Origin of the sequence: Paenibacillus sp. S-38, from assembly GCF_049942825.1 — a bacterium.
Lineage (GTDB): Bacteria > Bacillota > Bacilli > Paenibacillales > NBRC-103111 > Paenibacillus_G.
Genome location: NZ_CP187970.1, coordinates 3,599,347 through 3,624,396, shown reverse-complemented (window position 1 = coordinate 3,624,396; position 25,050 = coordinate 3,599,347). Strand labels below are relative to the sequence as shown.

25 protein-coding genes, 3 pseudogenes and 1 other annotated feature are annotated in these 25,050 nt (G+C 55.5%); of the genes and pseudogenes, 8 read left to right on the top strand and 20 right to left on the bottom strand.

Going from position 1 to position 25,050, the window contains the following annotated elements; genetic code table 11:
• Window positions 1-270: 270 nt before the first annotated feature.
• From ACP26L_RS16680 to ACP26L_RS16655, 6 genes are all read right to left on the bottom strand, one after another.
• Window positions 271-543: a CPBP family intramembrane glutamic endopeptidase gene (locus ACP26L_RS16680; protein ID WP_426454173.1), complete on the bottom strand. Its 273-nt coding sequence runs from the start codon at window positions 541-543 to the stop codon at window positions 271-273.
• Window positions 544-687: 144 nt separating this feature from the next.
• Window positions 688-963: a hypothetical protein gene (locus tag ACP26L_RS16675; protein ID WP_426454171.1), complete on the bottom strand. Its 276-nt coding sequence runs from the start codon at window positions 961-963 to the stop codon at window positions 688-690.
• A gap of 89 nt (window positions 964-1,052) precedes the next feature.
• Entirely contained in the window at window positions 1,053-1,244 is a 192-nt protein-coding gene (locus ACP26L_RS16670; protein WP_426454169.1) for a hypothetical protein, read from the bottom strand.
• A gap of 221 nt (window positions 1,245-1,465) precedes the next feature.
• Window positions 1,466-2,503, bottom strand: a complete 1,038-nt coding sequence (locus ACP26L_RS16665; protein ID WP_426454168.1) for an aminoglycoside phosphotransferase family protein — start codon at window positions 2,501-2,503, stop codon at window positions 1,466-1,468.
• A gap of 238 nt (window positions 2,504-2,741) precedes the next feature.
• On the bottom strand, window positions 2,742-4,343 hold the full coding sequence (locus tag ACP26L_RS16660; RefSeq protein ID WP_426454167.1) for a hypothetical protein: 1,602 nt from the start codon (window positions 4,341-4,343) through the stop codon (window positions 2,742-2,744).
• 214 nt (window positions 4,344-4,557) lie between these two features.
• Window positions 4,558-5,037, bottom strand: a complete 480-nt coding sequence (locus tag ACP26L_RS16655; RefSeq protein ID WP_426454165.1) for a DUF4982 domain-containing protein — start codon at window positions 5,035-5,037, stop codon at window positions 4,558-4,560.
• A 183-nt stretch (window positions 5,038-5,220) separates the two neighbouring features.
• Here ACP26L_RS16655 and ACP26L_RS16650 point away from each other — a divergent pair, with 183 nt between their 5' ends.
• On the top strand, window positions 5,221-5,781 hold the full coding sequence (locus ACP26L_RS16650; protein WP_426454163.1) for a hypothetical protein: 561 nt from the start codon (window positions 5,221-5,223) through the stop codon (window positions 5,779-5,781).
• A gap of 48 nt (window positions 5,782-5,829) precedes the next feature.
• Here ACP26L_RS16650 and ACP26L_RS16645 read toward each other — a convergent pair whose 3' ends face one another.
• Window positions 5,830-6,999 carry a DUF4317 domain-containing protein gene (locus ACP26L_RS16645; RefSeq protein WP_426454162.1) on the bottom strand — a complete coding sequence of 390 codons (1,170 nt, stop codon included), beginning with the start codon at window positions 6,997-6,999 and terminating at the stop codon, window positions 5,830-5,832.
• Between the two features lie 260 nt (window positions 7,000-7,259).
• Between ACP26L_RS16645 and ACP26L_RS16640 the strand changes: the two genes are divergently transcribed.
• Together ACP26L_RS16640 and ACP26L_RS16635 are read left to right on the top strand one after the other, a co-directional pair.
• Complete coding sequence (locus tag ACP26L_RS16640; protein WP_426454161.1) at window positions 7,260-7,628, top strand: hypothetical protein; 369 nt, start codon at window positions 7,260-7,262, stop codon at window positions 7,626-7,628.
• Window positions 7,625-8,080 carry a methyl-accepting chemotaxis protein gene (locus ACP26L_RS16635; protein WP_426454159.1) on the top strand — a complete coding sequence of 152 codons (456 nt, stop codon included), beginning with the start codon at window positions 7,625-7,627 and terminating at the stop codon, window positions 8,078-8,080. The genes ACP26L_RS16640 and ACP26L_RS16635 overlap by 4 nt, the downstream gene beginning before the upstream one ends.
• Window positions 8,081-8,232: 152 nt before the next feature.
• Here the strand turns inward: ACP26L_RS16635 and ACP26L_RS16630 are convergent, their stop codons facing one another.
• From ACP26L_RS16630 to ACP26L_RS16620, 3 genes and pseudogenes are all read right to left on the bottom strand, one after another.
• The gene (locus ACP26L_RS16630; RefSeq protein WP_426454157.1) at window positions 8,233-8,475 is read right to left on the bottom strand and encodes a YciI family protein; all 243 of its coding nucleotides are present in this window, start codon (window positions 8,473-8,475) and stop codon (window positions 8,233-8,235) included.
• Window positions 8,476-8,763: 288 nt separating this feature from the next.
• Window positions 8,764-10,097: pseudogene (locus ACP26L_RS16625) on the bottom strand (OmpL47-type beta-barrel domain-containing protein); the annotation flags it as partial.
• Entirely contained in the window at window positions 10,039-10,269 is a 231-nt protein-coding gene (locus ACP26L_RS16620; RefSeq protein ID WP_426454156.1) for a hypothetical protein, read from the bottom strand. The pseudogene ACP26L_RS16625 and the gene ACP26L_RS16620, both read right to left, overlap by 59 nt.
• A 511-nt stretch (window positions 10,270-10,780) precedes the next feature.
• Here ACP26L_RS16620 and ACP26L_RS16615 point away from each other — a divergent pair.
• Complete coding sequence (locus ACP26L_RS16615; RefSeq protein WP_426454155.1) at window positions 10,781-12,166, top strand: calcium-binding protein; 1,386 nt, start codon at window positions 10,781-10,783, stop codon at window positions 12,164-12,166.
• Window positions 12,167-12,275: 109 nt separating this feature from the next.
• Here the strand turns inward: ACP26L_RS16615 and ACP26L_RS16610 are convergent, their stop codons facing one another.
• On the bottom strand, window positions 12,276-13,082 hold the full coding sequence (locus tag ACP26L_RS16610; RefSeq protein WP_426454153.1) for a class I SAM-dependent methyltransferase: 807 nt from the start codon (window positions 13,080-13,082) through the stop codon (window positions 12,276-12,278).
• Between the two features lie 65 nt (window positions 13,083-13,147).
• Window positions 13,148-13,374 (bottom strand) — a binding site (T-box leader).
• A gap of 240 nt (window positions 13,375-13,614) precedes the next feature.
• Here ACP26L_RS16610 and ACP26L_RS16605 point away from each other — a divergent pair.
• Window positions 13,615-13,773: a hypothetical protein gene (locus ACP26L_RS16605; RefSeq protein WP_426454151.1), complete on the top strand. Its 159-nt coding sequence runs from the start codon at window positions 13,615-13,617 to the stop codon at window positions 13,771-13,773.
• Between the two features lie 319 nt (window positions 13,774-14,092).
• On the opposite strand, the gene ACP26L_RS16600 is transcribed toward ACP26L_RS16605, so the two are convergent.
• Genes ACP26L_RS16600 through ACP26L_RS16590 form a run of 3 tightly spaced genes read right to left on the bottom strand, consistent with a single transcriptional unit; the run spans window position 14,093 to window position 17,117 of the window.
• Window positions 14,093-15,097 (bottom strand): tripartite tricarboxylate transporter substrate binding protein, encoded by a 1,005-nt coding sequence (locus tag ACP26L_RS16600; protein WP_426454149.1) that lies wholly within the window; start codon window positions 15,095-15,097, stop codon window positions 14,093-14,095.
• 22 nt (window positions 15,098-15,119) lie between these two features.
• Window positions 15,120-16,637, bottom strand: a complete 1,518-nt coding sequence (locus ACP26L_RS16595; protein ID WP_426454147.1) for a tripartite tricarboxylate transporter permease — start codon at window positions 16,635-16,637, stop codon at window positions 15,120-15,122.
• A gap of 12 nt (window positions 16,638-16,649) precedes the next feature.
• Entirely contained in the window at window positions 16,650-17,117 is a 468-nt protein-coding gene (locus ACP26L_RS16590; RefSeq protein WP_426454146.1) for a tripartite tricarboxylate transporter TctB family protein, read from the bottom strand.
• A gap of 319 nt (window positions 17,118-17,436) precedes the next feature.
• Between ACP26L_RS16590 and ACP26L_RS16585 the strand changes: the two are divergent.
• Window positions 17,437-18,033, top strand: a pseudogene (locus tag ACP26L_RS16585) (family 16 glycosylhydrolase).
• Between the two features lie 482 nt (window positions 18,034-18,515).
• Here ACP26L_RS16585 and ACP26L_RS16580 read toward each other — a convergent pair.
• On the bottom strand, window positions 18,516-19,217 hold the full coding sequence (locus tag ACP26L_RS16580; RefSeq protein ID WP_426454144.1) for a TetR/AcrR family transcriptional regulator: 702 nt from the start codon (window positions 19,215-19,217) through the stop codon (window positions 18,516-18,518).
• Window positions 19,218-19,313: 96 nt separating this feature from the next.
• Between ACP26L_RS16580 and ACP26L_RS16575 the strand changes: the two are divergent.
• Together ACP26L_RS16575 and ACP26L_RS16570 are read left to right on the top strand one after the other, a co-directional pair.
• A pseudogene (locus ACP26L_RS16575) lies at window positions 19,314-19,696 on the top strand (DUF6022 family protein); the annotation flags it as partial.
• A 150-nt stretch (window positions 19,697-19,846) separates the two neighbouring features.
• Window positions 19,847-20,008 carry a hypothetical protein gene (locus tag ACP26L_RS16570; RefSeq protein WP_426455255.1) on the top strand — a complete coding sequence of 54 codons (162 nt, stop codon included), beginning with the start codon at window positions 19,847-19,849 and terminating at the stop codon, window positions 20,006-20,008.
• A gap of 246 nt (window positions 20,009-20,254) precedes the next feature.
• Here the strand turns inward: ACP26L_RS16570 and ACP26L_RS16565 are convergent, their stop codons facing one another.
• The 5 genes from ACP26L_RS16565 to ACP26L_RS16545 form a co-directional block, all read right to left on the bottom strand.
• Window positions 20,255-20,680 carry a GNAT family N-acetyltransferase gene (locus tag ACP26L_RS16565; protein ID WP_426454142.1) on the bottom strand — a complete coding sequence of 142 codons (426 nt, stop codon included), beginning with the start codon at window positions 20,678-20,680 and terminating at the stop codon, window positions 20,255-20,257.
• A 74-nt stretch (window positions 20,681-20,754) separates the two neighbouring features.
• On the bottom strand, window positions 20,755-21,195 hold the full coding sequence (locus ACP26L_RS16560) for an HIT family protein (RefSeq protein ID WP_426454140.1): 441 nt from the start codon (window positions 21,193-21,195) through the stop codon (window positions 20,755-20,757).
• A gap of 328 nt (window positions 21,196-21,523) precedes the next feature.
• Complete coding sequence (locus ACP26L_RS16555; protein ID WP_426454138.1) at window positions 21,524-21,832, bottom strand: hypothetical protein; 309 nt, start codon at window positions 21,830-21,832, stop codon at window positions 21,524-21,526.
• A 75-nt stretch (window positions 21,833-21,907) separates the two neighbouring features.
• Window positions 21,908-23,122, bottom strand: coding sequence for an MFS transporter (locus tag ACP26L_RS16550; protein ID WP_426454136.1), 1,215 nt, complete (start codon window positions 23,120-23,122; stop codon window positions 21,908-21,910).
• A gap of 716 nt (window positions 23,123-23,838) precedes the next feature.
• Window positions 23,839-25,008 (bottom strand): iron-containing alcohol dehydrogenase, encoded by a 1,170-nt coding sequence (locus ACP26L_RS16545; RefSeq protein ID WP_426454134.1) that lies wholly within the window; start codon window positions 25,006-25,008, stop codon window positions 23,839-23,841.
• Window positions 25,009-25,050 lie beyond the last annotated feature (42 nt).

Here is a 25,050-nt window from a genome sequence, read left to right as displayed (position 1 = left end):
CTTGTGACGTGCATATTTTTAACATTGTGAGGAGATGAGGGTATGATCAAAGTGAAGTGGAGAGGCCTCTTTATCGCAATTCCAGTAAAGTACATCCTAACAGCTGCAGCACTTTTGCCCTTCGTATTAGAGTACTTCAAGCAGCCATAGCCGATCGAGCGGGAGGGGGCGCCCCCAGCCCCCGTCCTCTCAAACCACCATACACGGCGGGCCCTTTCGCTTCCCAAGAGGAAGTCGGAAGGGCCTTATTGTTTTTCGAGACTCTGCCCGCTACGGCTTCATAAATAAGGCAATGAAGATCACGGCATCCTGCAGGAAATGGATGCACAGCGCCCAGAAAAAACCTTTGGTCTCGAGCATGGACTTAGCCAGGATCCAGCCGAGAAAAGCGGCCATCAGTACACCTGGAATCCCGCTCGGTGTTCCAAAGTAATGAACGATCCCAAAGGTAATGGCAGCCAATCCTTGGGCGGCATACGGTGAGTATCCCAAATGACTTACTACGGCCACAAAGGAATACCGGAAGATGATTTCCTCTGACAACGCATGCTCAGCTCCCGATTATACACTTCCCTTTCGAAAATCTCCAAAGCCAATGGCTGATTCCTTCGGATCCGCAGGAGAGTTGGCGCCGTCACAGTCACGACCAGGGTGATCAACAGGACAGGCAGCATGCTCCATCGCTTTTTATTCATTCCCCTGTTTCCAATTCGCATCGGTCAACATGTTGAGCGCATGCTGACACCATTCGCCGGTCATCCGTACGTATTTTTCTCCGTAGTCGGGCGTCAACAGCCAGAGCCGCGTTTGATGGTCTTCCTTTGGTTGTACCATCGCTTTGATTCCCGCCAGCATAGCCGACAGTCTTTGGCTCGCTTCCAGTTCTTCCTCCAGATACGATACCAAGTGAGGGATATGGCGTTCCTCGGAAACAAAGATGTTCATAAGCAGTTCATTTCGCATTACCGGTTGATTATGTTACATTATTTCATTATTGAAAAATGCGCAAAAAAGCCGTTATTAGATAACGACTTTTTCTTTTAGATCCAAGCTTAATAAATGTTGATTCTAGGAGGTGAACTTCCATCAGGATTATGCCCACCTGTGGTAATACTGCTACTTCCAGCAGATCCACCATCCGAAGACCCAGGACCATCTCCGCCCTCGGCTGGCGCATGATCCTTCAGACTAGCAGTGTTTTCCTCTTGAGTCGGAAGTAAGTTGCTGTTCTTAGTTCCTTTCATACAGTTATACCTCCTTAGTTCGAGAATTGGTGCAGTAACAGTGTTCGTATTACATTAATTAAAAATTCTTAAACATACTTGTATGCGACAAACATATGTCTGGAAAAAGCTGTCGGAAGACAAGAACATATATTTTTAAAAACCGATGCTTCTCTAAAGAAATAGAGCCTTTCTATTTCATTGTCAGAAGTATCGGCTGCCGTCATGTTGTAATGGAGCTATCATTCCTCGTTGTAACCAGATGGGACCATCAAGGGTATGGTCTTCATTTCATAGATTTTTTGGAGAGTATGGAAATGCTTCGTCTTCTCGTCATCAGCCTCTGCGTGGAGATACCCCTCCACAAGCCTGTACCCGAATAAGAGAAGGATGATCTCATAGACACAAGGATCGGCGATTCGGGACACATCCGCATACTCCGAAAAGCCTTGGTAATACACGGGGATGCATCGCTGGTAGTATTCGACCATGTGGTCGATATCCGGTTCATCCGCAATCAGGCTTGCGAGATCCTCGCCCAGGTAGCCCCATCCGCTGGTATCCCAATCGATGAGCGCGATATTCCCGTCAGCATAGATAAGGTTGGTTACCCAGAAGTCCCGGTGACATAGCACGAGGGGCAATTTTTCAATACGGGCGAATATCTCATCTGCTTGCTCATCGATTTCGATGAGCATTTGCCGCACGTGCAGCGGCAATTCGCAGTCCTCCGATCGTATATAATCGTAGACGACCGGCCATGACCGGTAATGCATATACGTAATCTTCATGAAATCCGCATGGCTCAGGTTGGTCAGACTCTGCAGCACGGCGGGTTGCTCCGCATACAACCTGCCTTGAAAGCGCCCTAACTCCAGCGCGGCCTTTTCATACATGTCACCAGTCAAGTCTAAACCAGTTACGCCATCGATATATTCCAGCCACAGATGGTATTCATCAACTTGGGCATTGAACTCGGCATGATAACATGTCGGCCAGCGGAGGGCTTCCGAGAAAGCCGCTCCCAAGTCAGACGAATAGAGATCATATTCCCGGCGCCATGAACCCGGATCGCCGTACCGCTCCCATTTCTTCTGGATTTTCAGTACGATACGGTAGGACAATAATTCGCTTTCCGCGGTTTCGGCGGTCCCCGATATCAGGTACACATTTCCCACGGTTCCGCCCTGTAACGGTACAGTCTGGTAGTCGGCCGCGATGATATCCTTCTTGAACCGTTGGTTTAAGGCATACATCAGCTTTTCAAGTTTGATATTCATTTATTCCTCCATTACTTCTTTGTCGATGCATCAGCGCGGCATACTCGTTATCATGTAGCGGGGCATAGATACTCATAAATTGAAAAAATGACAGCCGTTATACCAGCTGCTTAGATGATTATATCAGTTGTGATTCCTTATTTTAGGAAGACTTTCGTTATAACTAATCTGCCCGTTAGCCATCCATGCCCGCGCGAACGCGGCACCACGGAATCATGAAAGATTGAATGGCATGGAATCATTTGGCCTGTTTAGCCGGATCGGTTTTCTGAATATACCAATACGCCACGGGCATCTCAAAAGAACCTTTGGGATTGGTGACCCAGGTGAAGGCTGTCACCCGGTACAGCCCGGACTGCTCCGGCAGCTTCAGCTTTGTCTGGAAGCGGTCACCCTCGAATGGCGCCGATACCGGGTCGCCAAGCTTTACATACTCCACTCCCGCCTCACGTTCTATAACAAAAGTCAACCCGGTGCCATTGGTCATCTCCGCCGTTCCTGAGAAGGTCATGTCGGAGCCGGAGGTTTCCTGATACGCCTTAGCCGGCGACACCTCCCTGAGTCGGGTGGAGTTTCCGGAGCTGAAAGACGTGTTCTGGTCAACGATTGGCGCCAGCTCCCGCAGGGGCAGCTCCACCGAATACGTCGAGTCGAATAATATGCGGCTGCCCTGAGTCAATCGAAGACGGAGCCGGTTCGTCCCAAGCTCCAGCTGGATTGCCGTATCCTGTCTATACTTCGGGCCGCCTTCCACCGCATCGACCATGCCGCCTGCGCCAACCGGGGCGTAAACGAACTGCCCGTTAATCTCTCTTTCAAGTCCAAGGAAGGGAAGGTTCGAGGTTCCCTCCAAGAACTCGTCTACCCGGACAATATAATTGAAGTTATCCGTGCGCTGCTTGAGCCCATGATCCTCGACGATCAGCTTATGGTACGTAATGTTCTCCATATGTGTCTCCGGGCTCCACACCGACTCATACCCGAACAACGCCTTCAGGTCCGGCTCCCGAAGCAGCCATTTGCCGCCTCTCTTCACCGGTTCCTTCCAAATCTCCGTCTTTCCTGCCGCCGTCCCGAACCACATCAACTCCGGATGGTTATCGCCTTGCTTCAGAATAAATCCATCGGTCCCATTGTCAACTCGCAGTCTGCCGTCTTTCGTTTCTTGAACCGTATAACCCAGCTTGCCGGCAATCCATGACACATCCAGCATCGGCATATAATCGATCGTCCGGCCGACTTCCTGCCCGTTCCAGGTAATCTTCGGGTCTCCGATCAAAATAGAGTCCACCTGAACCGTGCCACTCTCCCGCACGACAAGCGGATTAGCGGTGAACCAGCCGGTATCGTTGGCGGCGGGCGTGAAGCGGATGCTCCGCTCCTTCTCGGACCATACGACACTTCCGAAAGCGGACAGATCGTTGAGCGTGATAACGGTTCTTCCGCCGATATTATACGAAGGAATCTTATGATCCCCGTAATAGGCGGAGATGTCCGTATACAGAACGTCCGCCAGCTTTGTTCCCAGCGGCTGGGATGCTGTCTGAACGGGCAGCGGATGGACCTCCTTCTTCCCGCTATAACGAATGACAATCTTCCTTTCCTGAGGCACCCATGCCACATCAAAACCGTATTCCCGCAGATCCTCCGCCGCAATCGCCGTGTAGCCATTCACATTATACGAAGGCACCTCGGCGCCATTCACGTACGCACGTATATCGGTAGATAAGACTTGCCCGGTCACCTCCCCTATTCCCATTGCCGAGACGGGCGGCTTGCTGCTTAAGACCAGAAGCGCAGCTATCCCGAGGACAGCGGCGGACAGACGGATGCTCTTCATTCGACTCATTCTCCTTTGATGTCGTTTTTTTTCTGAAAAAGGTTCATGGAAAGAGACGCTCGCAACCCCCTTTAGGTTGCAAGGAAGAACGCAGGGGTGGAATGAATTGGCTGCCCGGAAGCCATAACCGGCTTCCTTGTCATACCGGCTGGACGGAGTGATTGTGACATCCCCCTCAACCGGTTCGCCTATCCAGGTTCTCCCGTGAACCGGATCACCGTGTGACACATCCCCGGTACATATGCATCCAATGTGCGTCGTAAGACTCGCTTGAAGAGAGATCTCGATTATCTACCGCAAGGATCTCCGCCGGTCCGGTCACCTTGAATGTGACCTTGGAGCTGTCCCGGAACACCGGTGTTCCCTCGCTGTCCTGCGCCCGGACGGTGAACAGCTTTTGATAACCAGCCTTGGCTTCCAAACGGAAGTCCTCGAGGTCAAACCCAAGTTTCACAGCCGGCCCTGCTGTCTTCAATGTATAGCTGCATACCTCCTGCCCGCTGATCAAGCCCCGGACCGATATCGTTCCCGGCAGGTAAGGGAGATAGCCTGTAATCATGCGGTTCGGATAGGAAGCGGGTTTGTTCACATGAATCCGTTTATCGTTCAGCTCCACGGTGACTTCCTCACAATTCGTTGCGATCATATAGGGAATGACGGTCTTGTGAAACTGCGGGAAGTTCCAATGGCTCACATATCTTGGGGTATCCCAGTGTTTCCGTCTTCAAAAAACAGGAAGGGCTGAGCCCCAACGGATTCAGGAGGATTCATCATTCCTAAATGAGGACCCGCCGGCGGAAGAATAAGATGAAGGCCGGGAGCATAGCTATGAATATACCATTTCCAATGGGAGAGAATCGCTGCCAGGAGGGATGAGATGTCGATCGAACCGTTATTTACTGTGGAAGAAACCGCCCTGATGCTGAGCAAAGAACCCCGTCAAATCTATCAGTGGCTGGCACTGGGGGAGCTGAGAGGCTACCAGCGCAAAGGAAGAAAGAGCCGTTGGGAGATCCCGTCCTCCTCCATTAAGCCGCTGCTGCCCGGGAACCTAAGGGATAGAGACCGGTTGATCCTCGATCTGGTAGGGGAACTGAGAGGCATGGAAGAGGCCGCGGAGAGCAAGCTGCTGCAGGAGCTGATGGTTCGAATGGCGGACAAGCTTCAGCCGGAACCTGAAGACGAGGAGCGGAGCCGGCAAAAGAAACAGGCCTGCAGATCTGCAGGCCTGGTGACAGCGGATATTCCGGGCTGGGAGGTGCTGGCTCTCTACGAGCTCATAGACAAGCTGAGGTCGGGCCGGATGACCAAAGAGGCGGTTTACCCCATCCTCGCGGACAATGATTGGGTCGGCTGGTACGAGCATATTACCAACGAGCTGGTATGCACTCCCGTTCGGTTAGCTCAGGGAGAGCTCGAAGTCGTATCGAATGAATAGAGATTTCATTCTTCACGAACCATCGGGCGGTCTTGTGATCGCCCGCCCCTATTCAAACTGCAGCGTCTCCGTACTAAGCGTAAAGCCTTCGATGACGGCATCTTCATCCACCTCGATCAAGATGCAGCGTTTCCCATGATAATTCACCTGTCTTACATACCTCAAGTCCTGGGGGCTGACCGATATCGTCGCTACCTTCGTATCGATCTTGATCGACTTCGAGGTGAACTTCGGAATCACGCTGCTTGCTTTGAGTTCAAAGTTCCTATCATCGACGACCGTCTGGAAAGCCTGCTCCACCTTCTCCGACGTCACATCCTCCACGCCGCTGACCGTCAGCACACGTTCCAGATCTTTAAAGTCCAGCTTTGGAGGTTCTTCCTCCTCGTTCGTTTCGATGACCCTGTTGATTTCCTCGTACACCAGAGATAACGTAGCCGCGTCGAGCTGGTCTCCCGCCACTTCCTTCACGATTTCTTCGAAAATGAATCGCTCTTCCTGCGCCGTCACCGTCTTCTCCGCATTCAATACCCCTTCGATGAAGTGCGGGTTCAGTTCATTGGCTTTGCCTGCGCAGTACAGAATGTGGTTTATATCGGAGGCGTTGTCCGTCACGCTGGGGTAAAAGAATCCCTGCTCCGGCGCACTCAATTTGATGATGGGATCTACGATGTAATTGTACTTGAATTCCCTCTCGACATAATCGAATATCATCGATTTGCGCTGCTGCTCCGTGCTGTTCACGCTGCCCAGAATGAACGGATGCGCATACACCTCGTCCCGCTCGCTCACTTCGGCTTCATCGTTCCTGCTCTTGGTCGGCCGGAAGTACTCCCCGCGTACAAACGTGATCACCGTATCCCGTTCATACTTGGTATCCGCCAGCATTTTCTCCACCAGCAAGAGCATCAGGTTCATCCAGTCTTCCGTTTCGCTCGACAGTGCTTGATGAAGAAGAACCTTCGTCGGCTCCTCCGCATCCTCTTGAAATCTTAACTCGAACAGCTTCTGATCCAGCTCGCCGGTCAGCAGTTTCTTGAAATTGCCCATATAGAGTTCCTGCTTCTCTCGGTCCAGCATGCCGAACGGCAGACACTCGTAATGATAGATTTCGCTGCTTTCCTTTGTCACATATACATTAAGAATATCAAAAAGCTTAAGCAGATCATGGTCCAGCTTGAATTGTTTGCGAATGTGCGCGATTTCTTTTTTGTTCATAATCGGTTCGACAGCTCCTATGAAAGTGATGACCTTATTAGTATAAACGATAGGAGCGAATTTTGCTTTACACTGTGATCTCTATCATCTCCAGTGTCATGTAAAAAGAAGCGGCCCTCTGTAAATAAAAAGGATTCGAACAATACAAAATAAAGGAGAGCTCGCCCAAATTACCCAATCGGGATGATGAATAAGCACAGCGAGACGGCAAGAGAATCGTTCATTCATCTCATGCCATAACAAACTGGAGTGTTTATAAGGTGATCAACCGAGTCGAGTCCTTAGAAGCTCTTGCTGCCCTGATCCCTATAGTGAAAGCGGCGGTTCCTGCCGATCTTTCCATTGCAATATGTGATTTGGAGAAGTTTATTGCCTATTTTCCGGGGAAATCCATTGATCTACAGCTGAAGATAGGCCAGAGATTAAACCCGCAGGAGCCTCTGACCCTGGCGCTGCGTGAGAATAAGCCGTCGACCGCCGAAGTTCCGGCTCATTTTTATGGATTTGAGTTCATCGGGACAGCGACACCGCTCCACAGCAGCAAGGGGAGGTCATCGGGGGAATGGCAGTGCAGCTCCGCAGGTAAACCGATCTCAGGGACATTGCGGATCAAATCGCAGCTTCTTTGACAGAGGCTCATCAACGAATTGGCAGCATTGCCGAAGGGTCGAATTTATTATCCCGTTTCACCGAAAATCTTCTGACGCAATCCCAACAGGCCGGGGAAGAAGTAAAAAATACAGATGAAGTGCTTTCCATGATCAAAAGGGTCGCTGATCAGACCAATCTGTTGGGGATTAATGCGGCGATCGAGTCCGCCCATTTTGGGGATAAAGGGAGAGGCTTTGAAGTAGTGGCCAAAGAAATTCGAAAGTTATCGCAGGAAACTATGGCTTCAACCGAGTCGATCCGGGAAACCCTGGCCGACCTCCAAAAGGTGACAGCCGATATCGGAGCTTCCATAAGGCAAATCGCGGTGATTGGGCAGGAACAGGCCCATTCGACACAGCAAATTCCGGCTTTCATTGAACGGATTGAAGAAATGTCTCATAAACTGGATCAGTTTGCTAGACGACTGTAACCAGACACCGGAAGAAGCCCACCGGTCCCTGCTGTTTACAGAGCTTACCGCGGCACAGCATATAGGTATTACACCAGATCCTCGCAAATGGGGATTTTTTATTTTGTAAACTCATAAGCCGCGGATCTCCAAAATCCAGGTGTCATAAGACGTTATTTGGGCAGTGTTGCCAGCATGGGGTAAAATTCCGTTGTCATTATTCCTGCTATTACAGCGGGGTCTTCAGCGATGAGTATTGCAACTTGGGCTTCATCCTCAACTTCAATGATTCCAAGTCCATTTGGAGCTGCTGGATTTTTTAGAACGGGTCCGAACACCAGAGCAATCCCCTGACTTTGCTTGTCCGTCCAATAGGCAACGTGCTGCATCATGATGTTCCGTTCTTCTTCAGTCATGTCCTGACGAAAAGTGCTTCTCGGCGGTGTGGACCATAACATGAAGTGCCTTTTTTCCTGATTGCTAGATGCTTCTGACATTTGCGGTTCCCTCGACCTTCTTCATTTGTATTGTCCAATTTCACTGGACATTTTTAGTTTGTCATAAATTCTCTCCCGTATCCAATCTGCCTTACGATCCGGGTGATGGCAGGGCGATGGGTATTCGTCTACATAGTAAGAGCGCCTCGTTGATGGTGTCGGGTTTCCAACCCGTGTACAATCCCATCATCCCGAGGCGCTCTTTTTTTAACCATACCGATTTCTTAGGCTATACAGGTTGCTTAATACGGCCTCGTACACATAAGTTCCCGCTGCCCTTCCAACGATTGCTGTTACGGCCGATTGGGCGTCAGGTGTATGAGCCTCCAGATCCTGCGTATCAATCAAAACTCCGTTCTCGTAAAGTTTGTACTGAGTCGCGTTCGTACCCCACCACAGATTCATGTTCACGTTATAGCTGCCGTCTTTATCCCAGTTATCATGGGACAACACCGCTTGCCCCGGAGAGGCATCCGTTACGTTCACGGTCAGCGGAGCGCATGGCGTCGTGCCCAGCGAATTGATCAGTTCGCAGGTATAGACATAAGTGCCATTATTCTTGCCGGCGATGTCCGTCTTCACGGTCTGTGCGGACGGAGACTCGTCTGCCAGCGCTGTTTGGTTGATCAGCTTGCCATTCTCGTACAGCTTGAACCCAGTTCCGTTGTTTCCCCACCAGAGATTCATCGTAACCGTGTACTCCCCGTCTTTCAGACCCGTATCGTAGCCGTTGTTATCGGACAACACAGGTGTGCCAGGAGCGCTCTTCGCCAGAGGCGTCGCCTGGCTGAAACCACGAGGCCCACTTGATGAGAGCATCAGCCCCCTCAGCCGTAAATACGGTATTCCTGTTCGCACCCACTTGATTGCTGTACGTCGCCAAGAACTGGCGAGCCTTCGCTCCTTCATGCTCCTTCGCGAATTGTTCAGCCTGCTCCAGCAGACTAACGAGCAACGAGCTGCTGTGCAATCTCTTTCGCGTTCGGGTACTGAGATTCGGCAGCAAAACCACGCGTGAGTTCAACCAGGCTGTCGAAGGTGGCCGTAACCACGAAGCTGAAGCTGACGCTCTTCTCCCGGCCCGCCGCATTGTAGACCGCTCCGGTTACCTGATGCGGACCGGGCCCCAGCGTATAAGCCGGGACATTCAGCAGCACGCCGCTCGGCTTGTCTACGCCGGACGCTGTATCGGAAGCCGTGTAGGTGATCTCCACACGCTGATCGATCGTGTATTCGGTTTGCCCCTGGATGTCAACGGTTGGAGGAGCAAGATCGATCGGCACCGTCAACGACTGCTCCGTCTCCTTATTCCCTGCCGCGTCGACGCTCCAGTAGGTGACGGTATGCTCGCCCTCCTCGTTCAGGAGCAGCTGCGTACCTGTGAAGGTGTCCCCGCGATTGATCTGATAGTAGGTCGCTTCGACTACGGACTGTTCATCGACGGCGTTCAAGGTTACCTGCACCGCCGAAGTATACCAACCGTTATGCGACTCTCCTTCCACGGTCGCGGTCGTTTGCAGCGCCTCCTGATCCGACGTCTTGACCAAGGCGGATTTCACTCGGATCCGTATTCAAATAGCGCCAGCTTAAGAAGACTCCGTTATCGACCAACACCGCAACCAAGCCCCGGTTCAGATACTCCGCCTGACGGGCCGGCGTGCTGTCCGACGCTGCATAACCCGGAATCGGCGAGACGACCGCCGAGAAAGCCATAAGAAGAGTCAATAAAAATGCGCAAATCGATTTGCTGCGTGATACGGCTTTTGTACCCAATGAACTCACTCCCTCTACTATTCCAATCCCTTCGTGTTTAGGCAGCTCTTGATGTCAGTTAGGCCAGGCTTTCCTTGGGTTGCTCCCCCCCTTTCCCAGAGACGGTGTCTTTCCACCTGAGGCCATCTAACGGTGTCATGCCAAGGCTGATCCTCTTGGACTCTATCTATGATCGCGGAAACCTCTGTCGGTCGCTCCGATTTTATCATGCTCGGCCTTCATCCCAACATAATCACTTCATATGATTATGGGTGAAGCGCGCCAAAAAACCATAATCGCAAGAAAAGCTTAACCTCAATGAACACCGGCACACTGAGTCTTCCTGTCATTGTCTTCACTTTGCGCTTACTTGGAAATATAAACAAAATCTAACACAAAAGTCGGGGCCGTTATGCTACCCTTAAATGGATAGGCAAGCTTCCTATTCAATGCCGGAGAGGACGAGGATCGAATGGAACAAGAGAATCAGAAACCGCGCATGGTCTTTGGCACGAAGGGCAATGATGTGCTGACCGCTTCCAGGCCAGGAGGAGACCATATCATGGCTGGAGCGGGTGATGATTACCTGCTGGCGTGGAACAGCAGCAGCAATGTGCTTCACGGAGGAGACGGTAACGACTGGATCCAGGTAGATGGGTTCTCCAACGTCCTGTATGGCGAAAAAGGGGACGACGTTCTGAACGTCCGCAACGATCGGAGCCGGATACATGGCAATGAGGGGGATGATGAGTTTCATGTCAAAGGGTTTGATCATCTCGTGACCGGCGGACTAGGGAATGACGAGATGACTGTGACTGTGGACCGTTCCTCCGTCCAGGGCGGAGCCGGAGATGATCATATCCACTTCTCGAATTTAAGTGACGGAGGACCCAGTAACAGCTCCACCTTCGATCTCGGAGACGGACAGGACGAGCTGAGGCTGTATGGCTGGGACAACCAAGTCCTTGCAGGCAGCGGGGACGATACCATCTCCGTCTATTTCGTCACTCAGAGCCGAATTGACGGAGGCGCAGGCAGCGATACGATGATCGTGGAGGAGCATTGGAACCACGGCAATACGTTTATCGGCGGGTTCGGGGATGACCGAATCTATAACCATACGGATGAATCTGCTGTCGATCGCGGCTCCAACAACAATTACTACGGGGGCGGCGGCAATGATACCATCTACATTAACGGCGAAATAGAGACAGGCCTTGGGGGGACGGGGAACGATACGCTGCTTGCTCCCGAAACATCGATAATGAACCATGCCCTACTGAAGGGTGAGTCGGGCAATGATATCATCGGTTTTGAATACGGTTCGCGCGGCAAGTACAACCTGATCGACGGCGGAGATGGCGATGATACACTGACTGCCGTGGACCAGTACAACACGGTGACAGGAGGCGCGGGCAGCGATGAGCTGGTCGTGCGGCTTCAGGGCACTTCGGATAACACGCTGTCCGGCGGCAGAGGCTCGGACACGTATCGCGTCGGTGATGAGACCGGGCTGAATCTGATCCGGGAAGAGGGGCTGGCCAGGGAGACGGACCGAGTCATTTTCGAAGCGGTCGGCGCATCGGAAGTAACGGTGGGCCGCCAGGGGATCGACCTTCAGCTCTACAGCGAGACGGAGAAGCTGCTCGTCGAAGACTTTTGGGGCAAGGCAGGCAGCCGCGTAGAACAGTTCGAATTCTCCGACGGCACGGTATGGACAGACAAGCAGGTCGAGCTCCTGATCCAAGCCATGACGGCAAGCGGAACGTCAGCCGGGACAGCCGACGAGAAGACAGACGCTCCAGCGTCGACTGATCTGTCCCTGCTGCTTGCGGGCCAGGGGAATTCTCCTTTGTAATTGGGAGCCGTGTTCAGAAGGGACTGCTATTCCTCAGGAAGCCCTGGGGAATAGCAGTTTATTTGCTTTTTTACTATTTTGGCATCCTTGCTATATCTTTTTTGCCCAATCATTTCTTTCTGCCGATATACAATAAATGAGATGAGACTCCCAAGACGGATGGGTCCTTTGCGAGTTCAATAAGTAAGTTTATCAGCCTCTGAGACTCCCCCTTTTCTTCCCAAGTCTGCCTTTGTTCATTAGTTAACAACCCACCGATGCTGGAGGACCCAATCAAATCGACGGTTTCAAATCCTTGGCCCTCCATAAAGGCCTTTATCTCATGGATGTTGTAGTAGTATGCTCCTGTAAACCGACCCTGATCTGCGTGATTAAAAATCCCTCTATGGCGGAACTCATGAATGGAATCCATGGTGTCATGAGGCTTCCAGTGCTGCGGATATTGCAAGGAAGTTAGGGTCATTCTCATCCTGCTTTGAAAAGCGACAAAAATGACGCCTCCCTTTTTGGTAACACGAAACAACTCTCTCACAGCACGGATCCGTTCTTCTTCCCTTTGCAAATGGTAAAGGGGTCCTAACATCAAAGCAGCATCAAACCCCTCATTCGGCAATCCGTCCAAATGGACGGCATTTAACACATGAAAGCTGTTGAAGCGTTCCATTAAACCGAGCTCAAGCGCCTTCTCCTTTGCCATTTCAACCAGACGAGGTGTTAGATCAGAAAGCGTTACATCCAAACCCAGCTTCGCTAACTCCATTGAATATTTCCCGGGTCCTGCTCCATTATCTAATACTTTACCATGGGCAGGTAAATATGCTTTCATGTAATGCCAGTTAATAACAAACTCTAACGGTTCCCTATCCAGCCTGCCCCACTCGTCGAAACGGGAGTAATAATCAATCACGTCTTCCATCTGATAGCCCACTCCTTATAAATGGATTGGTTCCTTCAAAAGCAAAATAAAAAACCTACAGCCTGCAAAGAGGCGATAGGTTTTTCCTTCGCGGTACCACTCTTTTTGATTCGCTCGTTCAAGAATATATACGAACCATCTTAGAACCCATTGACGAGGTTAACCGTTAAGACCTACTGAATTCAGCCTTACCGCTCATGGGTAAGTTGGGGGAAGCTGCTGACTGTCTCGCACCGAAACGACAGTTCTCTGAACAATAGTTTCCCTTACTACTCCCATTCCTTGCGTTTAGCGCGTATTGAATTTTACCTAGTATATCGTTTCCATATAATTCCTGTCAATAGATCAAAATGCGCCCTTGGCAGCGATTGTCGCCTCCCCTTTCGTATGTTCTTAATTCAGGGAGCACACCCTGTAGAAGGTGAAGGGGGAGTCGGGCGTTGGCCAAGCAGTCCAAACGCCAATGCCGCTGTACCGAGCACCGTGGACACTCCGTCCCTCAGCACCCAAACTCGAATCAGGAGGACTCTTCATGAGCCGTAAAAACAAAGACCTGCCCGTTAATGCGCGAACCCGTGATTACAGCGATGACCGGATTGTAACCGACGTTGATCACCCGAACCTGAGCGCTTCCGACGATGCCATCGCGGCGATCAAGGGACACATCGAGAAGCAGGACGAGGAAGGATAAGAGCCATGGCCAAAAATAAAAACAAAACCCGCCCGGCCGCCGGCAATCCGAACACGCAGGGCAAGGTAAAAATCGTCGCGGTGGATGCGGGTGAACCGGATCGCCAGGAGAGCTGAGCCCAAGTTCGGTACGGTGACAGACCGGCCAAAACCGATATGATCTTCTGCAAAAGACCAAGAGGCCCGCAGCAGAGCTCGCAGCGGCGCCTCTTGGTTTACATAATGTTTCTTATGTTATTACCGAGAGCGGTGATGATCCCCTGTTGTACGTATTGTATCACCGACACTGCTGCCGGATCCGCACGCCAGCACAACATCGCTTACTTCCGTATCCCGTATTTTCCCGTAAGATCGGTCAAGTAGTTCGACTCGTTCCCCACCCATTCGCTGAACTTATCGGAATCCAGGTACGCCGGCTCCATCTTCAGGTTCTTCAGCTTCTCCAGAAAAGCCTCATCCTGCACCATCTTAGCGATCAGGGCATCCCACTTCGCGCGGATGGCATCGGGCGTTCCGGCCGGCAGGGACAACCCGGTCCACCACCGCACCGTGAGCCCCTTTACCTCCTGCTCCTCCGCCGTAGGCACACCCGGCAGGAACGGACTGCGCTGATCGGATACGACGGCGAGCAGCTTGATCTTGCCGGCCTGGGCGAGCGGGTACAGCTCCGCCACCGTATGCACGGCGAGCACGGCATGGCCGCCGGCAATCATCGGCGCGGACTCCGATGCGCCCTTGGTCGTCACCATCCGCGACTTCGAGAAGTCCCCGCCGATCACCTTCATCCACTCCGCCACCGCGAAGGAAGAGAAGCCCGACGGCCCCACGCTGGTCCAGGTAAGCTCCTCGGGATGGGCCTTGGCCCAGTCGGAGAAGGTCTTGAAATCGTTCCACGGCGCATCCGAACTGACGGCGAACGCCGGGGCATCCTCCACAATCTTCGAGACGAAGAGGTGGTCAGTGAGCGCCACCGGCGGTGCACTCATGCCCGCCGACAGCATGCTGGTGCTCGAATTGTTGTCCGCGAGCACCGTATATCCGTCCTTAGCCGCTCCCTTGAGCGCAGCCTGGGCACCGATGGCCCCGCCTCCGCCGGGTTTGTTCACCACGGTCACCGGCTGCCCCCATGCCTTGCCGGCATACTCCGCCACGGCTCTGGCGACCAGGTCCACCCCGCCGCCGGGCGAAAACGGCACAACGTATTCGATTCCCTTCTTGGGGTTATCGGCCGCGCTCTCCCCGCTGCCGCCCGATGAGGTGCAGGCGGACAGCAGAACACCCAGCAGCGCGGCTCCGGCCGCCGCAGCCTTCCATTTCCGTTTCATGGCGTAAGACGCCTCCTTCTGGCTATGCAATTTCTTCGAAGTCTCCCGCTTCCTCCGCGATCCGCTTTTGGGTCTGCTTCTTGAGCCGGATTGAGACGGTGAGCAGGAGGGCAGCCCCCGCAAGCAGGCCCGCCGACAGCGGCCGTTCCAGGAAGATCATCAGGCTGCCGCCCGACAGCGAGACCGACTGCAGGAACGACTGCTCGAAGAGCGGTCCGAGAATGAAGCCGAGGATGAAGGGCAGCACCGGCCATTGATACTTATGGAACAGATAGCCGAGTCCCCCGAACGCCAGCGCCACCCCCACGTCGAACAGCGAGCTGCGGATCGTATACGCCCCGATCGTGCTCAGCAGCAGGATCAGGGGGCCCATGATGCCATAAGGAATCCGCGTCATGCGCGCCCACAGCCCGACCAGCGGCAGATTCAGGATCAGGAGCATCGCGTTGCCGACGAACATGCTGGCGATCACCGTCCAGATGAACGGGCCGTTCTGCTCGAACAGCAGCGGTCCGGGCGCGAGGCCGTAGATCATCAGGCCCGCGAGCAGGACGGCCAGCGGCGGCGAGGAAGGGATGCCCAGCGAGAGCAGCGGAATGAAGCCCGCCGAGCTTGTAGCGTTATTCGCGGCCTCCGGTGCCGCAACGCCCTCCATCGCCCCTCTGCCGAACCGTTCCGGCGTCCGGGACACCTTTTTCTCCACATCATACGCCAGAAAAGCGGACACCGCCGCCGAACAGCCAGGCAGCAATCCCAGCACAAAGCCGACCACCCCGCCCCGCAGGAAGGACGGCGTGCAGCGCAGCAGCTCCCGCCGGTCCGGGTAGAGCCGGCCGAGCTTCGAGTTCGTGATCTGCGCCCGGCGCTCCTCCATCCCCTTGAACACCTCGGTTACGGCGAACAGCCCGATGATCACGCTGATCATCTCGAGCCCGCCGGTCAGCGAGGTGCTTCCATAGCTGAAGCGGGGCATCCCGCTCGTCGGGCCGAGACCTACGGCGGCCGCGAGGAAGCCTGCCGCCCCCATCGTCAGCGCCTTGGCCAGTGAGCGGCCGGACAGGTTCACGATGAGCGTCAGCGCGAGCAGCATCAGCGCCGTGTACTCCGGCGGGCCGAACGCCAGCGCCTTCTCCGCAAGCCACGGGGCGAACCCGACGAGCCCGAACAGGGCGAGCGTCCCCGCGGCGAAGGAGGCGATGGCTGCGATGCCGAGGGCAGGTCCGCCGCGCCCTTTGCGGGCCAGCGGGTACCCATCGAGGCAGGTCGGGATCGACGACACTTCGCCCGGGATGTTCATGAGAATCGCGGTCGTCGACCCGCCGTACATCGCGCCGTAGTAGATCCCGGCCAGCATGATCATCCCCTGCGTCGGCTCCAGCACGGTCGTCAGCGGCAGCAGAATGGCGATGGCCGAGGTAGGGCCGAGTCCCGGCAGAACGCCGACGAACGTGCCGACCAAGGCGCCGATGGCGGCCATCAGCAGATTGTCGAGTGTCAAAGCTTGGGCCAATCCCCCCAGCAGCAGGCTCCAGGCTTCCATGCCGCACCTCCTTTATAACCAGGCGAAGATCCCCGCAGGAAAGCTCATCTGCAGCCAGCCCACGAAGATCACCTGGAGTACGGCTGTGACGGCAGCCGACACCGGCAGACAAAAGACCCACCTGTATCCCCCAATCCAGCGCAGCAGCAGTGTCCCTGCGATCCACGTGCCGATCAGGTACCCGAGATAAGGAAGCGTCAGCGTATACAGGAACATGGCGGCATACACCAAAAGCATCTGTTTGCGCAGCGTCCCCTCCGGGAACACGGCCGCCCCCGGCGGTCTGCCGGCGCCCCTCAGCATCAGCCCTCCCAGTACGATGAGCAGCGCGCCAAGAAGGCCGGGAACCAGATGGTCACCCGCCCAAGCCTCTTTGCCGTAAGGGAACAGCCGCACCGCCTCCGCCAGGGACACCACCCCGAGGCCCATTGCAGCCAGTGCGCCGACCCGGTGTGCTCCAAGGCGCGAGAGCAGCTTCATACGCAGCCCCTCCTTCGTCGTCTCTTTTATGCAGGAAGATCATAGGGTCTCAGTGGCAGTATATGGGCGGGAGCCCGCAGGGGTTCCAGCGTTTCGACCTAAATACGAAGACCCTATCCGAAAAACCGTACGGTCCGCGGGAAACGAAAGCTGGTAAGATGGCATTGCGGAAGTCGCAGAGGAGGACAGCCATACAGATCGCATGACCGCCGCCAAACCAGCACTGGCAGAAAGGAGAGAAGGAAGACCGGCAGGTACAGGCCTGGAGGACAATCCATCGGGTATGGATGCATACCCAATCCAAAAGAGGAGGAAGCGCATGAATAAGAAAGCTTGTCTGTTCGTTTTAACCGCACTCATGCTGTTGTCCGGTCATCTTACATCCGCAAAGGCAGCATGGGAATTCTGGGAGCCGCTTACTTATTTCAACCCAAGCACCTGGCAAAAAGCGGACAACTATTCCAACGGCAGCATGTTCAACTGCACGTGGAAGGCGGGCAACGCCAATTTTACAAGCTCCGGGAAGCTGGAGCTGAAGATCACCAGCCCTTCGTACAACAAGTTCGATTGCGGCGAATACCGTTCCACGAACAATTAAGGATACGGCAAATACGAGGTGAGCATGAAGCCTGCGAAGAATAGCGGCATCGTCAGCGGGCAGGAGAAGGTCGTCTACCTCGGCTTCGACGCTTCGAAGGGATTCCATACGTATGCGTTCGACTGGCAGCCCGGCCATATGAAGTGGTACGTAGACGGTGTGCTCAAGCATACGGCAACCACTGACATTCCGAAGACACCGGGGAAAATCATGATGAATCTCTGGAACGGAACGGGCGTGGATGACTGGCTTGGAAGCTACGGCGGGACCAATCCGCTGTATGCTTACTATGACTGGGTGAAATATACAAGCCATTGAACGGCAGCACAAGAAGGGGTACCGGTGATCCTCCATGGATTCCGGTACCCCTTCTTGGTGCGATCATAGGCACTTCGCGTACATGCGTCTTTCCTACCTTGGTCTCATCCAAAGACCTGCCACCCGGGTGAATGCAGCCGATTTGAACCCCACGGTGTCAGCGCGCAGCGAGGATGGCCGCGCTTCCCTGGAGAAAGCGCTGGCAGTGGAGCATGTCCGGGCGGCGATGCCGTCTTGGCCGACCTGCCGGCGCGTACCTGCCGCTGTGCGGTTCGGCTTGGACCTCCTAGGAGAGGGCCCTGCTCTCCTCCGTGGGCAGGACGCCGAATGCCGTGTCACTGCTGCCCTGAATTCCGCTGGAATGGGAGAACACATTCCCATAGTGACACCGGAGGGTTATATTATGCCTGCCCGCTTCCTCGGCGGAACGCCTGCGGGGATGAACCATTCCGACTCATCGGCAGCGCCGCTTCTCTCCCGGCCTACTTCCGCGCGGCCAGCTGAGCCTCGAACCCATCCAACAGCACTTGGATTCCGCATATGAATTCGTTGTCAAAATCGGAGGAAGTCGTGTACTCAGCCAGCCTGACCAAATGTGGATACTTCTCTTCAGGAAGGGATGGAAACGGCGAATTCTCCGCGGTTCCCGCATTCTTCTGCTTTTGTTTCGAGCGCTCGAGCAGGCGATTCTCTTCATCCACAAAGCCAAGCACGTAAGCTTTCAGCATCGAAGCAAACCATGGAATTTGGGGATCCGGGAAGCCCTGCCGCGCAAACACCCGATATAGAAATTCAATATGTGCCAGCCGGTGGGGAGTTGCTGCGAAGGTGGCATTCATAATCTGTACGGAATCCCGGTACCGCTTCAGGGTATCCCGAAAATTACAGGCCCAGATCTTCAGCCCTTCCCGCCAATCCAGTTCCGGACCGGGCAGTTCGACCTCTGATCGGATCTTCTCGCCCAATAATACAATCAGCTGATCTTTGTCCTTCACATGATAATACAGGGAAGCTGCTTTTACCCCAAGGAAATCGGCAATTTTGCGCATCGAAATCGGCTCCAGGCCCTCCGTCTGCAGCATACTCAAAAAGGCGTTCAGAATGCGCGGCTGGTCCAAGGGGGTATGCAGTTCCTCCACGGCTCCGTTCTCTGTTTCGCTGGGATAGATTCGTCTTCTTGCCATGTCAGCCTCCTATTCCTGCTTGACAAAGTATACCACATCGAAGTATTCTAACACCATTAAATTAATAATTTATCGATGTTAGATTAATTTGAGAGGATGTGTGCGAAAATGACAATGATGAAGCTTAAGGAGATCGTCCGCCGGGCGGAGCAGGTTCTGTCCGATTCATGGAGAGCCGTGTATGAGAAGAGAAAAACCGAACTCGAGGAGATGTTCAGAGCGTATGGAGACCGCGCTTACGGGGCATGGATTCAAGATTTTATGAACCCGGTCGCAGCGCATCTCAGTCAAGAGGGCTTCATGCAAAAGCAGGATTTCATCTCAAGAACTCCATAGAAAATTGGGGCCCGCCGGAGGAGCGGGAACGCTGCATCTGGTATACCTTATCCGGGAATGACGGAGTACCGCTCGGGTCCCTGGTTCTGCAGGTGTATCATTCACACCGCGCCTTCCATATCCCCCGGCCTCCCCGCCTTCTGGAATTGGAGACGGTTGAACAGGAAGAAATCATTTCATTGCTCTCCCACGCCTCTACCCGTGTAAGATGGGACCGCAAGGAAGAACGATTGCCTCCTGCGGACGGTCCAGGGTCAGGGTCTGGTGCAGGGAAGTGGGAGTATGCCTCCGATGTGTCTTTGGGCGACTGCTTGAACGGTACGGACGGAAACAACGGCAGCTGGGCTCTGGATGAAGCCCTGTCCCACTGGGGCCGCTATGGCTGGGAGCTTGTATCCGTTGTCCCCTCGGAGGGCAGGATCATCGCCTGCTTCAAGAGGCCCTATCGGGAATGATGCCTTTGCTCAGGCTTCGGCGGGCCTCTCCGTACCAGCAGCTCCCCGATGCATAAAAAACAACCGGCCTGCATGGAGGCCGGTTGTTGGGAAGGGATGCAGGGGAGGAGACGCCCCGCCCGGTCGCATTCTTGACTGGTTCTTCGTCTGGAAGGCGGCTTCCCCTGCGGTTACCGTACAGCCCCCTGTGGGGACCGGCCTGCACGGGGCGATAGTCATGGATCGCCTGCCGACCCTTGAATCCTGCTACTCCGCATCATAGGTGCAGGCGAAGCGCTCCACACCCGGGTAGGGCTCCCCAAGCGAGACGACCGAGAAGCCGTTGCCCCGGTAAAAATCAACCGCCTCCTCATCCGTCTCGGCCCGGAGCGCGGAAGGCTTGCGTGCTTCGAGCAGCTCAAGGATCACTCCCCGGCCGTAGCCGATCCGGCGGAATTCCGGATGAACCACAAGGTGACGGATATGCAGCACACGGCCGTCCTCCTCCGTGAAGCCGATCATGGCCACGACGGTACCCTCCTGCTCAAGGCCGTACAGCTCCCAGGCCGGATCCTCCCGGTACGATGTAAAGGCCGCTTCGATCTGTTCCGGATCAGGGAACATGGAGTAAGACAGCAGCTCCTGCAGGGCTTCTTCGTTGATGCGTGGTTTCAGATCGATGAATGTGGTCATTTGAACGTGGCTCCTTTATCCATTGCTTTTTATGTCATTTTCTAAGATTGTCTTAGAAGTACCGCAGGTCAGACTCACAGCGGCGCCAGCAGTTCCGCTAACCGGTCCCGGATCACCGTATTCGCGATGTCCGTCCCCCGGGGAGCAGACGGTTCTCTCCATCCGAATCCATCCTCCTGGTAACGGGGAAACACATGCAGATGAACATGGCCGAGGTCATTGAATATCCCGCCGTTGCTCATGGTCGTAATGCCGTCAGGCGCGTACAGCAGCTTCAGCGCCCGGGCGATCCGCGCCGCAGCCTCGGTAAGCGCCCGAAGGTCTTCCGGGGCCAGCTCGTCCAGGTCGAGCGCATGCCGCTTCGGCAGCAGGAGCACATGCCCCCCGTTCAGCGGGGCAATATCCAGCAGTGCGGTGATCCGCTCGTTCTCGTAGACGATCTCCGCTGCCTCTTGTCCGCACGCCAGCCGGCAGCCTAAGCACGATTCCGTGAACTTCTCCGCTCTCGTCTCCATTCTCCGATCCCCTCCGTTTCCGGCGGCATTCCACTTTTTGGCGCCTGCCCTGCTTGATATACCTTACCATATGGGGGCAGGTCTTGGGGAGGGCTGCGGCCGGGCTGCAGCGTGCAAAGGCAAAAACCCGCGCTGCCGCGGGTTTGCCGGGTGTATCCGTATGGATACATGCCGATACGTAAGGAGGCATACTCAGGAGTGCAGGACACACGTCAGTGTGCGCTGCTGTTCAGCCTTCCGTGGGGTAGAACGGCCCCATTCCTTAATTTATCACAGCCGCTCTGCGCTTCTATCCCAAGTTCGTACGGAGCCTAAGGACAGGCCCCCTCTATCCGCTCCACCGGCCGCTGTACCGGAAGAGACCGGTCCAGCCGCGGTAGAAGCCATAGAGGCCTAAATATCCGCCTGCGGCAAGAAACAGAGGGTTGTAGAAAATCCGGTGCACCTCCGTCATCATGACCGTATTGCGCAGCAGAATCCCCGCTACCGCATCGCCCGCAATGACTCCGAACGCGTACATGCTGACGAGAGCGGCCGCATCGAACCAGAAGGCGGATTTTGGGACAAAAGCACGAAGAGCGAGCATCAACGCCGGAACAACGAGCGAAACGGCAAGCAGGAGCAGGAACAGGGTCATCACCTCATTTTCCTTTATTCTCCATACTTTACCCCATTCTTTGCCGGATGAGTCGGCTCCTGAGCAGCCGGAGCGCTAGATGCTGTCGGTCCGCCCTTCTGCAACAAGCCCGGCAGCCGGCTTTCTCGCCCGCTTGAACCAGTAGAGCGTCAATCCGGCCGCAGCGGCCCCTAGTAGGCCTGCAAGATAAAAGCCGCTCTTCAGCCCGCTCCATTCATTCAGCGTACCGGCGACGAAAGGACCCGCGAACATCCCCACGGCATAGACCGCCTGGTAGAAGCCCATCGCGGTTGCCCGTTTGCGTTCGTCGATATGGTCGATGGAGAGCCCGAGCAGCAGCGGAAAGTGCAGGCCCTGAAACCATCCGTTCAGCGCCTGCGTCAGCAGCAGCAGGCCGAACGTCGGCACCACCGAGGTGGCCGCCGAGCACAGCGCCGAGATGAGGAATCCGGCCAGCACCACGTTCCATGCGCCGAACTTTGGCGCCAGAACACGGCCGGTCAGATAAGAGCTGACCGCGTGAGGCACCATGAAGGCGGCGACGAGCAGCGTCAGGTCTGCTTCATCCGCCCCCAGCTGCAGAGCGTAGGACGGCGTGAAGCCGAACATCGTGATGAACAGCACGCCGTGCGCCAGGATGGAGAGTGTCGAGACTCTCCAGAGCAGCCCGTCTTTCATCACGGGCAGCAGGTCGCCGTACCGCATCGGCGTTCGGTCGATGCCTCCCCGCGGCTCCCTCAGGAAGAGCGCAAGCAGCAGGCCGGCGGCTCCGATCACCGCGCCGGTCCAGAAGGAGGATGCCCAGCCCCCGGACTTCAGCAGATAGCCGCTCAGCAGCATCCCGATGAGCTGGCCGCCGGCCGTAAGCAGCGAGATCGTACCCATGGCCCGCGTCGCCCCGCCCTCCCGGTGCAGGCCGGCATACATGACCGTGAAAGCAACCCAGGTGGAGGCCGCCACGCCGGAGAGAATGCGGCCGGCGAGCGCCCACTCGATCTGCTCGCGCCAGGCGAAGCACAGACAGCTGAGCGCCGCCGCCAGCATGCCGAGCAGGATGTACGGCTTGCGCAGCTTCATCCGGTCGGAGGCAATGCCGAGCGGCAGCCGAAGCAGGATCTGCGTCAAGCCGTAGCTGCCGAGCACGATCCCAGCCATGCTGTAGGAGGCTCCTAGATGCTCAAGGTAGGGAGACAAGATCGGGACGTAGACATACAGCGAACACCAGTAGAGCAGGGTGACGCCCACAAACAGCAGATGATTCATCCGGTCGGACTTGTTCGTCGTTTTCATGGCCGAACAGCCCTCCTTTCGTTCCTTTGGAAAACGTTTCTCCGTGTTACGAGGCCATGCAGCCTTGAGTGACGCGATCCGCGCTCTTGCGAGCGCGGATTTTCCGTCTTAGCTGGCATTCGCGGCTCTGGCGGCTCATCTAACACGGTTTTTCCGTGTTAGATGGTAGCGACGCCTTGCTCAGTGCGCTCCTCGCACACACTTGCACGGTTTTTTCGTCCTAGCTGGGCGATCGCGACACTCGCGGCTCATCTAACACGTTTTTTCCGTGTTAGATGGCAGCGATGCCTTGCGAAGCGCGCTCCTCGCCCATGCTAGCACGGATTTTCCGTCTTAGCTGGGCGTTCGCGGCTCTGGCGGCTCATCTAACACGTTTTTTCCGTGTTAGATGGCAGCAATGCCTCGCGAAGCGCGCTCCACACCCTCGCTTGCACGGTTATTCCGTGCAAGCTGGGCGGTTCGCGGCTCTGGCGGCTCATCTTCCCCACTGCCCCCCTCTTCAGCACGCTTCTACGTGCCAGCTGCGCCATGGTGGCGCTTGCCGGGCTTGCCGGGCCCCTGCCCCACACCGCCATGAGAGCCGGCCGCCTTCAGATGAGCAGCTCCTGGCTCCGCGCACAGCTCCCATAACAACACGAAATAGCGATGGGATCCATCGCTATTTCGCACTGCCGCATCCCCTGCCTAACCGGTCAGGGGACTGCGGCTCCTATTCATTACAAGCTCAGGCGCAGAATCGCCTTCACGTCGTCCTCATTCAGCGGCTTGAAGCCGCCGACCGGGCCGAAACGGACCGTTTCCTTCGCCATGCGGTCGATGTCCTTCTCGCCGATGCCGAGGTCCGCCAGACGCGCCGGCGCCCCAATGCGGCTGAAGTAATCGCGTGTCGCCTGGATGCCAGCCAGCGCCACTTCCTCGTCCGACTTGCCGGTCGGGTCGACGTTCCATACCCGCACCGCGTACTGCACGAAGCGGTCGATGCGCTCGCTGTACACGTACTTCATCCAATTCGGGAACAGGATGGCGAGGCCGGCCGCGTGGGCAATGTCGTAGATCGCGCTGACTTCATGCTCGATCATGTGCGTCGCCCAGTCGTTCTGCATACCGACGGAGATCAGACCGCCGTTCAGCGCGAACGTGCTGCTCAGCATCAGATTCGCGCGGGACGTGTAGTCGTCCGGCTTCGCCAGTGCCTTCTCGCCGTTCTCGATAACCGTCTGCAGCACACCTTCGCAGAAGCGCTCCTGCAGCGGCGTATCCTTCGTCGGGGAGAAGTACTGCTCGAACACGTGGGACATCGTGTCGACGATACCGTTCACGGTCTGATCGCGCGGCACGGAGTAAGTCAGCGTCGGGTCGAGAATCGAGAACTTCGGATAGGCATGGATGCTGCCGAACGATTTCTTGAGATTCTCTTCCCAGTTCGTGATGACGGAGTTGCCGTTCATCTCGGAGCCCGTCGCCGACAGCGTCAGCACGGTGCCGAGCGGCAGGGCGCTTTGGATCTCCGCCTTACGCATCATGAAGTCCCAGACGTCGCCTTCGTACGGCACGCCTACCGCCACCGCTTTGGCCGCGTCCAGCACGCTGCCGCCGCCGACGGCGAGGATCAGGTCCACGCCTTCGGCGCGGGCCAGCTCGATCCCTTTGCGTACGGTGGTCACACGCGGGTTTGGCTCAACGCCGGGCAGCTCGACGGCACGGGCGCCGGCCTGCTCCAGCTGGGTGAGCACGCGGTCATACAGGCCGCTCTTTTTGATGCTGCCGCCGCCATATACGAGGAGCACGGTGCGGGCGCCCTGCGCCTGCACCTGCTCGCCAAGTTTGTCAACCATCCCTTCGCCGAAGAGAATACGGGTCGGGTTCACGAAAGAGAATGCGTTCATTGCGGAGATTCCTCCTTGGCCATTAAGGTCTTCAATTGGGTA

Coding starts and splice junctions, on each gene's coding strand:
- ACP26L_RS16675 (WP_426454171.1), bottom strand. CDS start 963: ATGCGAAATGAACTGCTTATGAACATCTTTGTTTCCGAGGAACGCCAT.
- ACP26L_RS16670 (WP_426454169.1), bottom strand. CDS start 1,244: ATGAAAGGAACTAAGAACAGCAACTTACTTCCGACTCAAGAGGAAAAC.
- ACP26L_RS16665 (WP_426454168.1), bottom strand. CDS start 2,503: ATGAATATCAAACTTGAAAAGCTGATGTATGCCTTAAACCAACGGTTC.
- ACP26L_RS16660 (WP_426454167.1), bottom strand. CDS start 4,343: ATGAAGAGCATCCGTCTGTCCGCCGCTGTCCTCGGGATAGCTGCGCTT.
- ACP26L_RS16650 (WP_426454163.1), top strand. CDS start 5,221: ATGTCGATCGAACCGTTATTTACTGTGGAAGAAACCGCCCTGATGCTG.
- ACP26L_RS16645 (WP_426454162.1), bottom strand. CDS start 6,999: ATGAACAAAAAAGAAATCGCGCACATTCGCAAACAATTCAAGCTGGAC.
- ACP26L_RS16630 (WP_426454157.1), bottom strand. CDS start 8,475: ATGACTGAAGAAGAACGGAACATCATGATGCAGCACGTTGCCTATTGG.
- ACP26L_RS16620 (WP_426454156.1), bottom strand. CDS start 10,269: ATGGCTTTCTCGGCGGTCGTCTCGCCGATTCCGGGTTATGCAGCGTCG.
- ACP26L_RS16615 (WP_426454155.1), top strand. CDS start 10,781: ATGGAACAAGAGAATCAGAAACCGCGCATGGTCTTTGGCACGAAGGGC.
- ACP26L_RS16610 (WP_426454153.1), bottom strand. CDS start 13,082: ATGGAAGACGTGATTGATTATTACTCCCGTTTCGACGAGTGGGGCAGG.
- ACP26L_RS16605 (WP_426454151.1), top strand. CDS start 13,615: ATGAGCCGTAAAAACAAAGACCTGCCCGTTAATGCGCGAACCCGTGAT.
- ACP26L_RS16600 (WP_426454149.1), bottom strand. CDS start 15,097: ATGAAACGGAAATGGAAGGCTGCGGCGGCCGGAGCCGCGCTGCTGGGT.
- ACP26L_RS16595 (WP_426454147.1), bottom strand. CDS start 16,637: ATGGAAGCCTGGAGCCTGCTGCTGGGGGGATTGGCCCAAGCTTTGACA.
- ACP26L_RS16590 (WP_426454146.1), bottom strand. CDS start 17,117: ATGAAGCTGCTCTCGCGCCTTGGAGCACACCGGGTCGGCGCACTGGCT.
- ACP26L_RS16580 (WP_426454144.1), bottom strand. CDS start 19,217: ATGGCAAGAAGACGAATCTATCCCAGCGAAACAGAGAACGGAGCCGTG.
- ACP26L_RS16565 (WP_426454142.1), bottom strand. CDS start 20,680: ATGACCACATTCATCGATCTGAAACCACGCATCAACGAAGAAGCCCTG.
- ACP26L_RS16560 (WP_426454140.1), bottom strand. CDS start 21,195: ATGGAGACGAGAGCGGAGAAGTTCACGGAATCGTGCTTAGGCTGCCGG.
- ACP26L_RS16555 (WP_426454138.1), bottom strand. CDS start 21,832: ATGACCCTGTTCCTGCTCCTGCTTGCCGTTTCGCTCGTTGTTCCGGCG.
- ACP26L_RS16550 (WP_426454136.1), bottom strand. CDS start 23,122: ATGAAAACGACGAACAAGTCCGACCGGATGAATCATCTGCTGTTTGTG.
- ACP26L_RS16545 (WP_426454134.1), bottom strand. CDS start 25,008: ATGAACGCATTCTCTTTCGTGAACCCGACCCGTATTCTCTTCGGCGAA.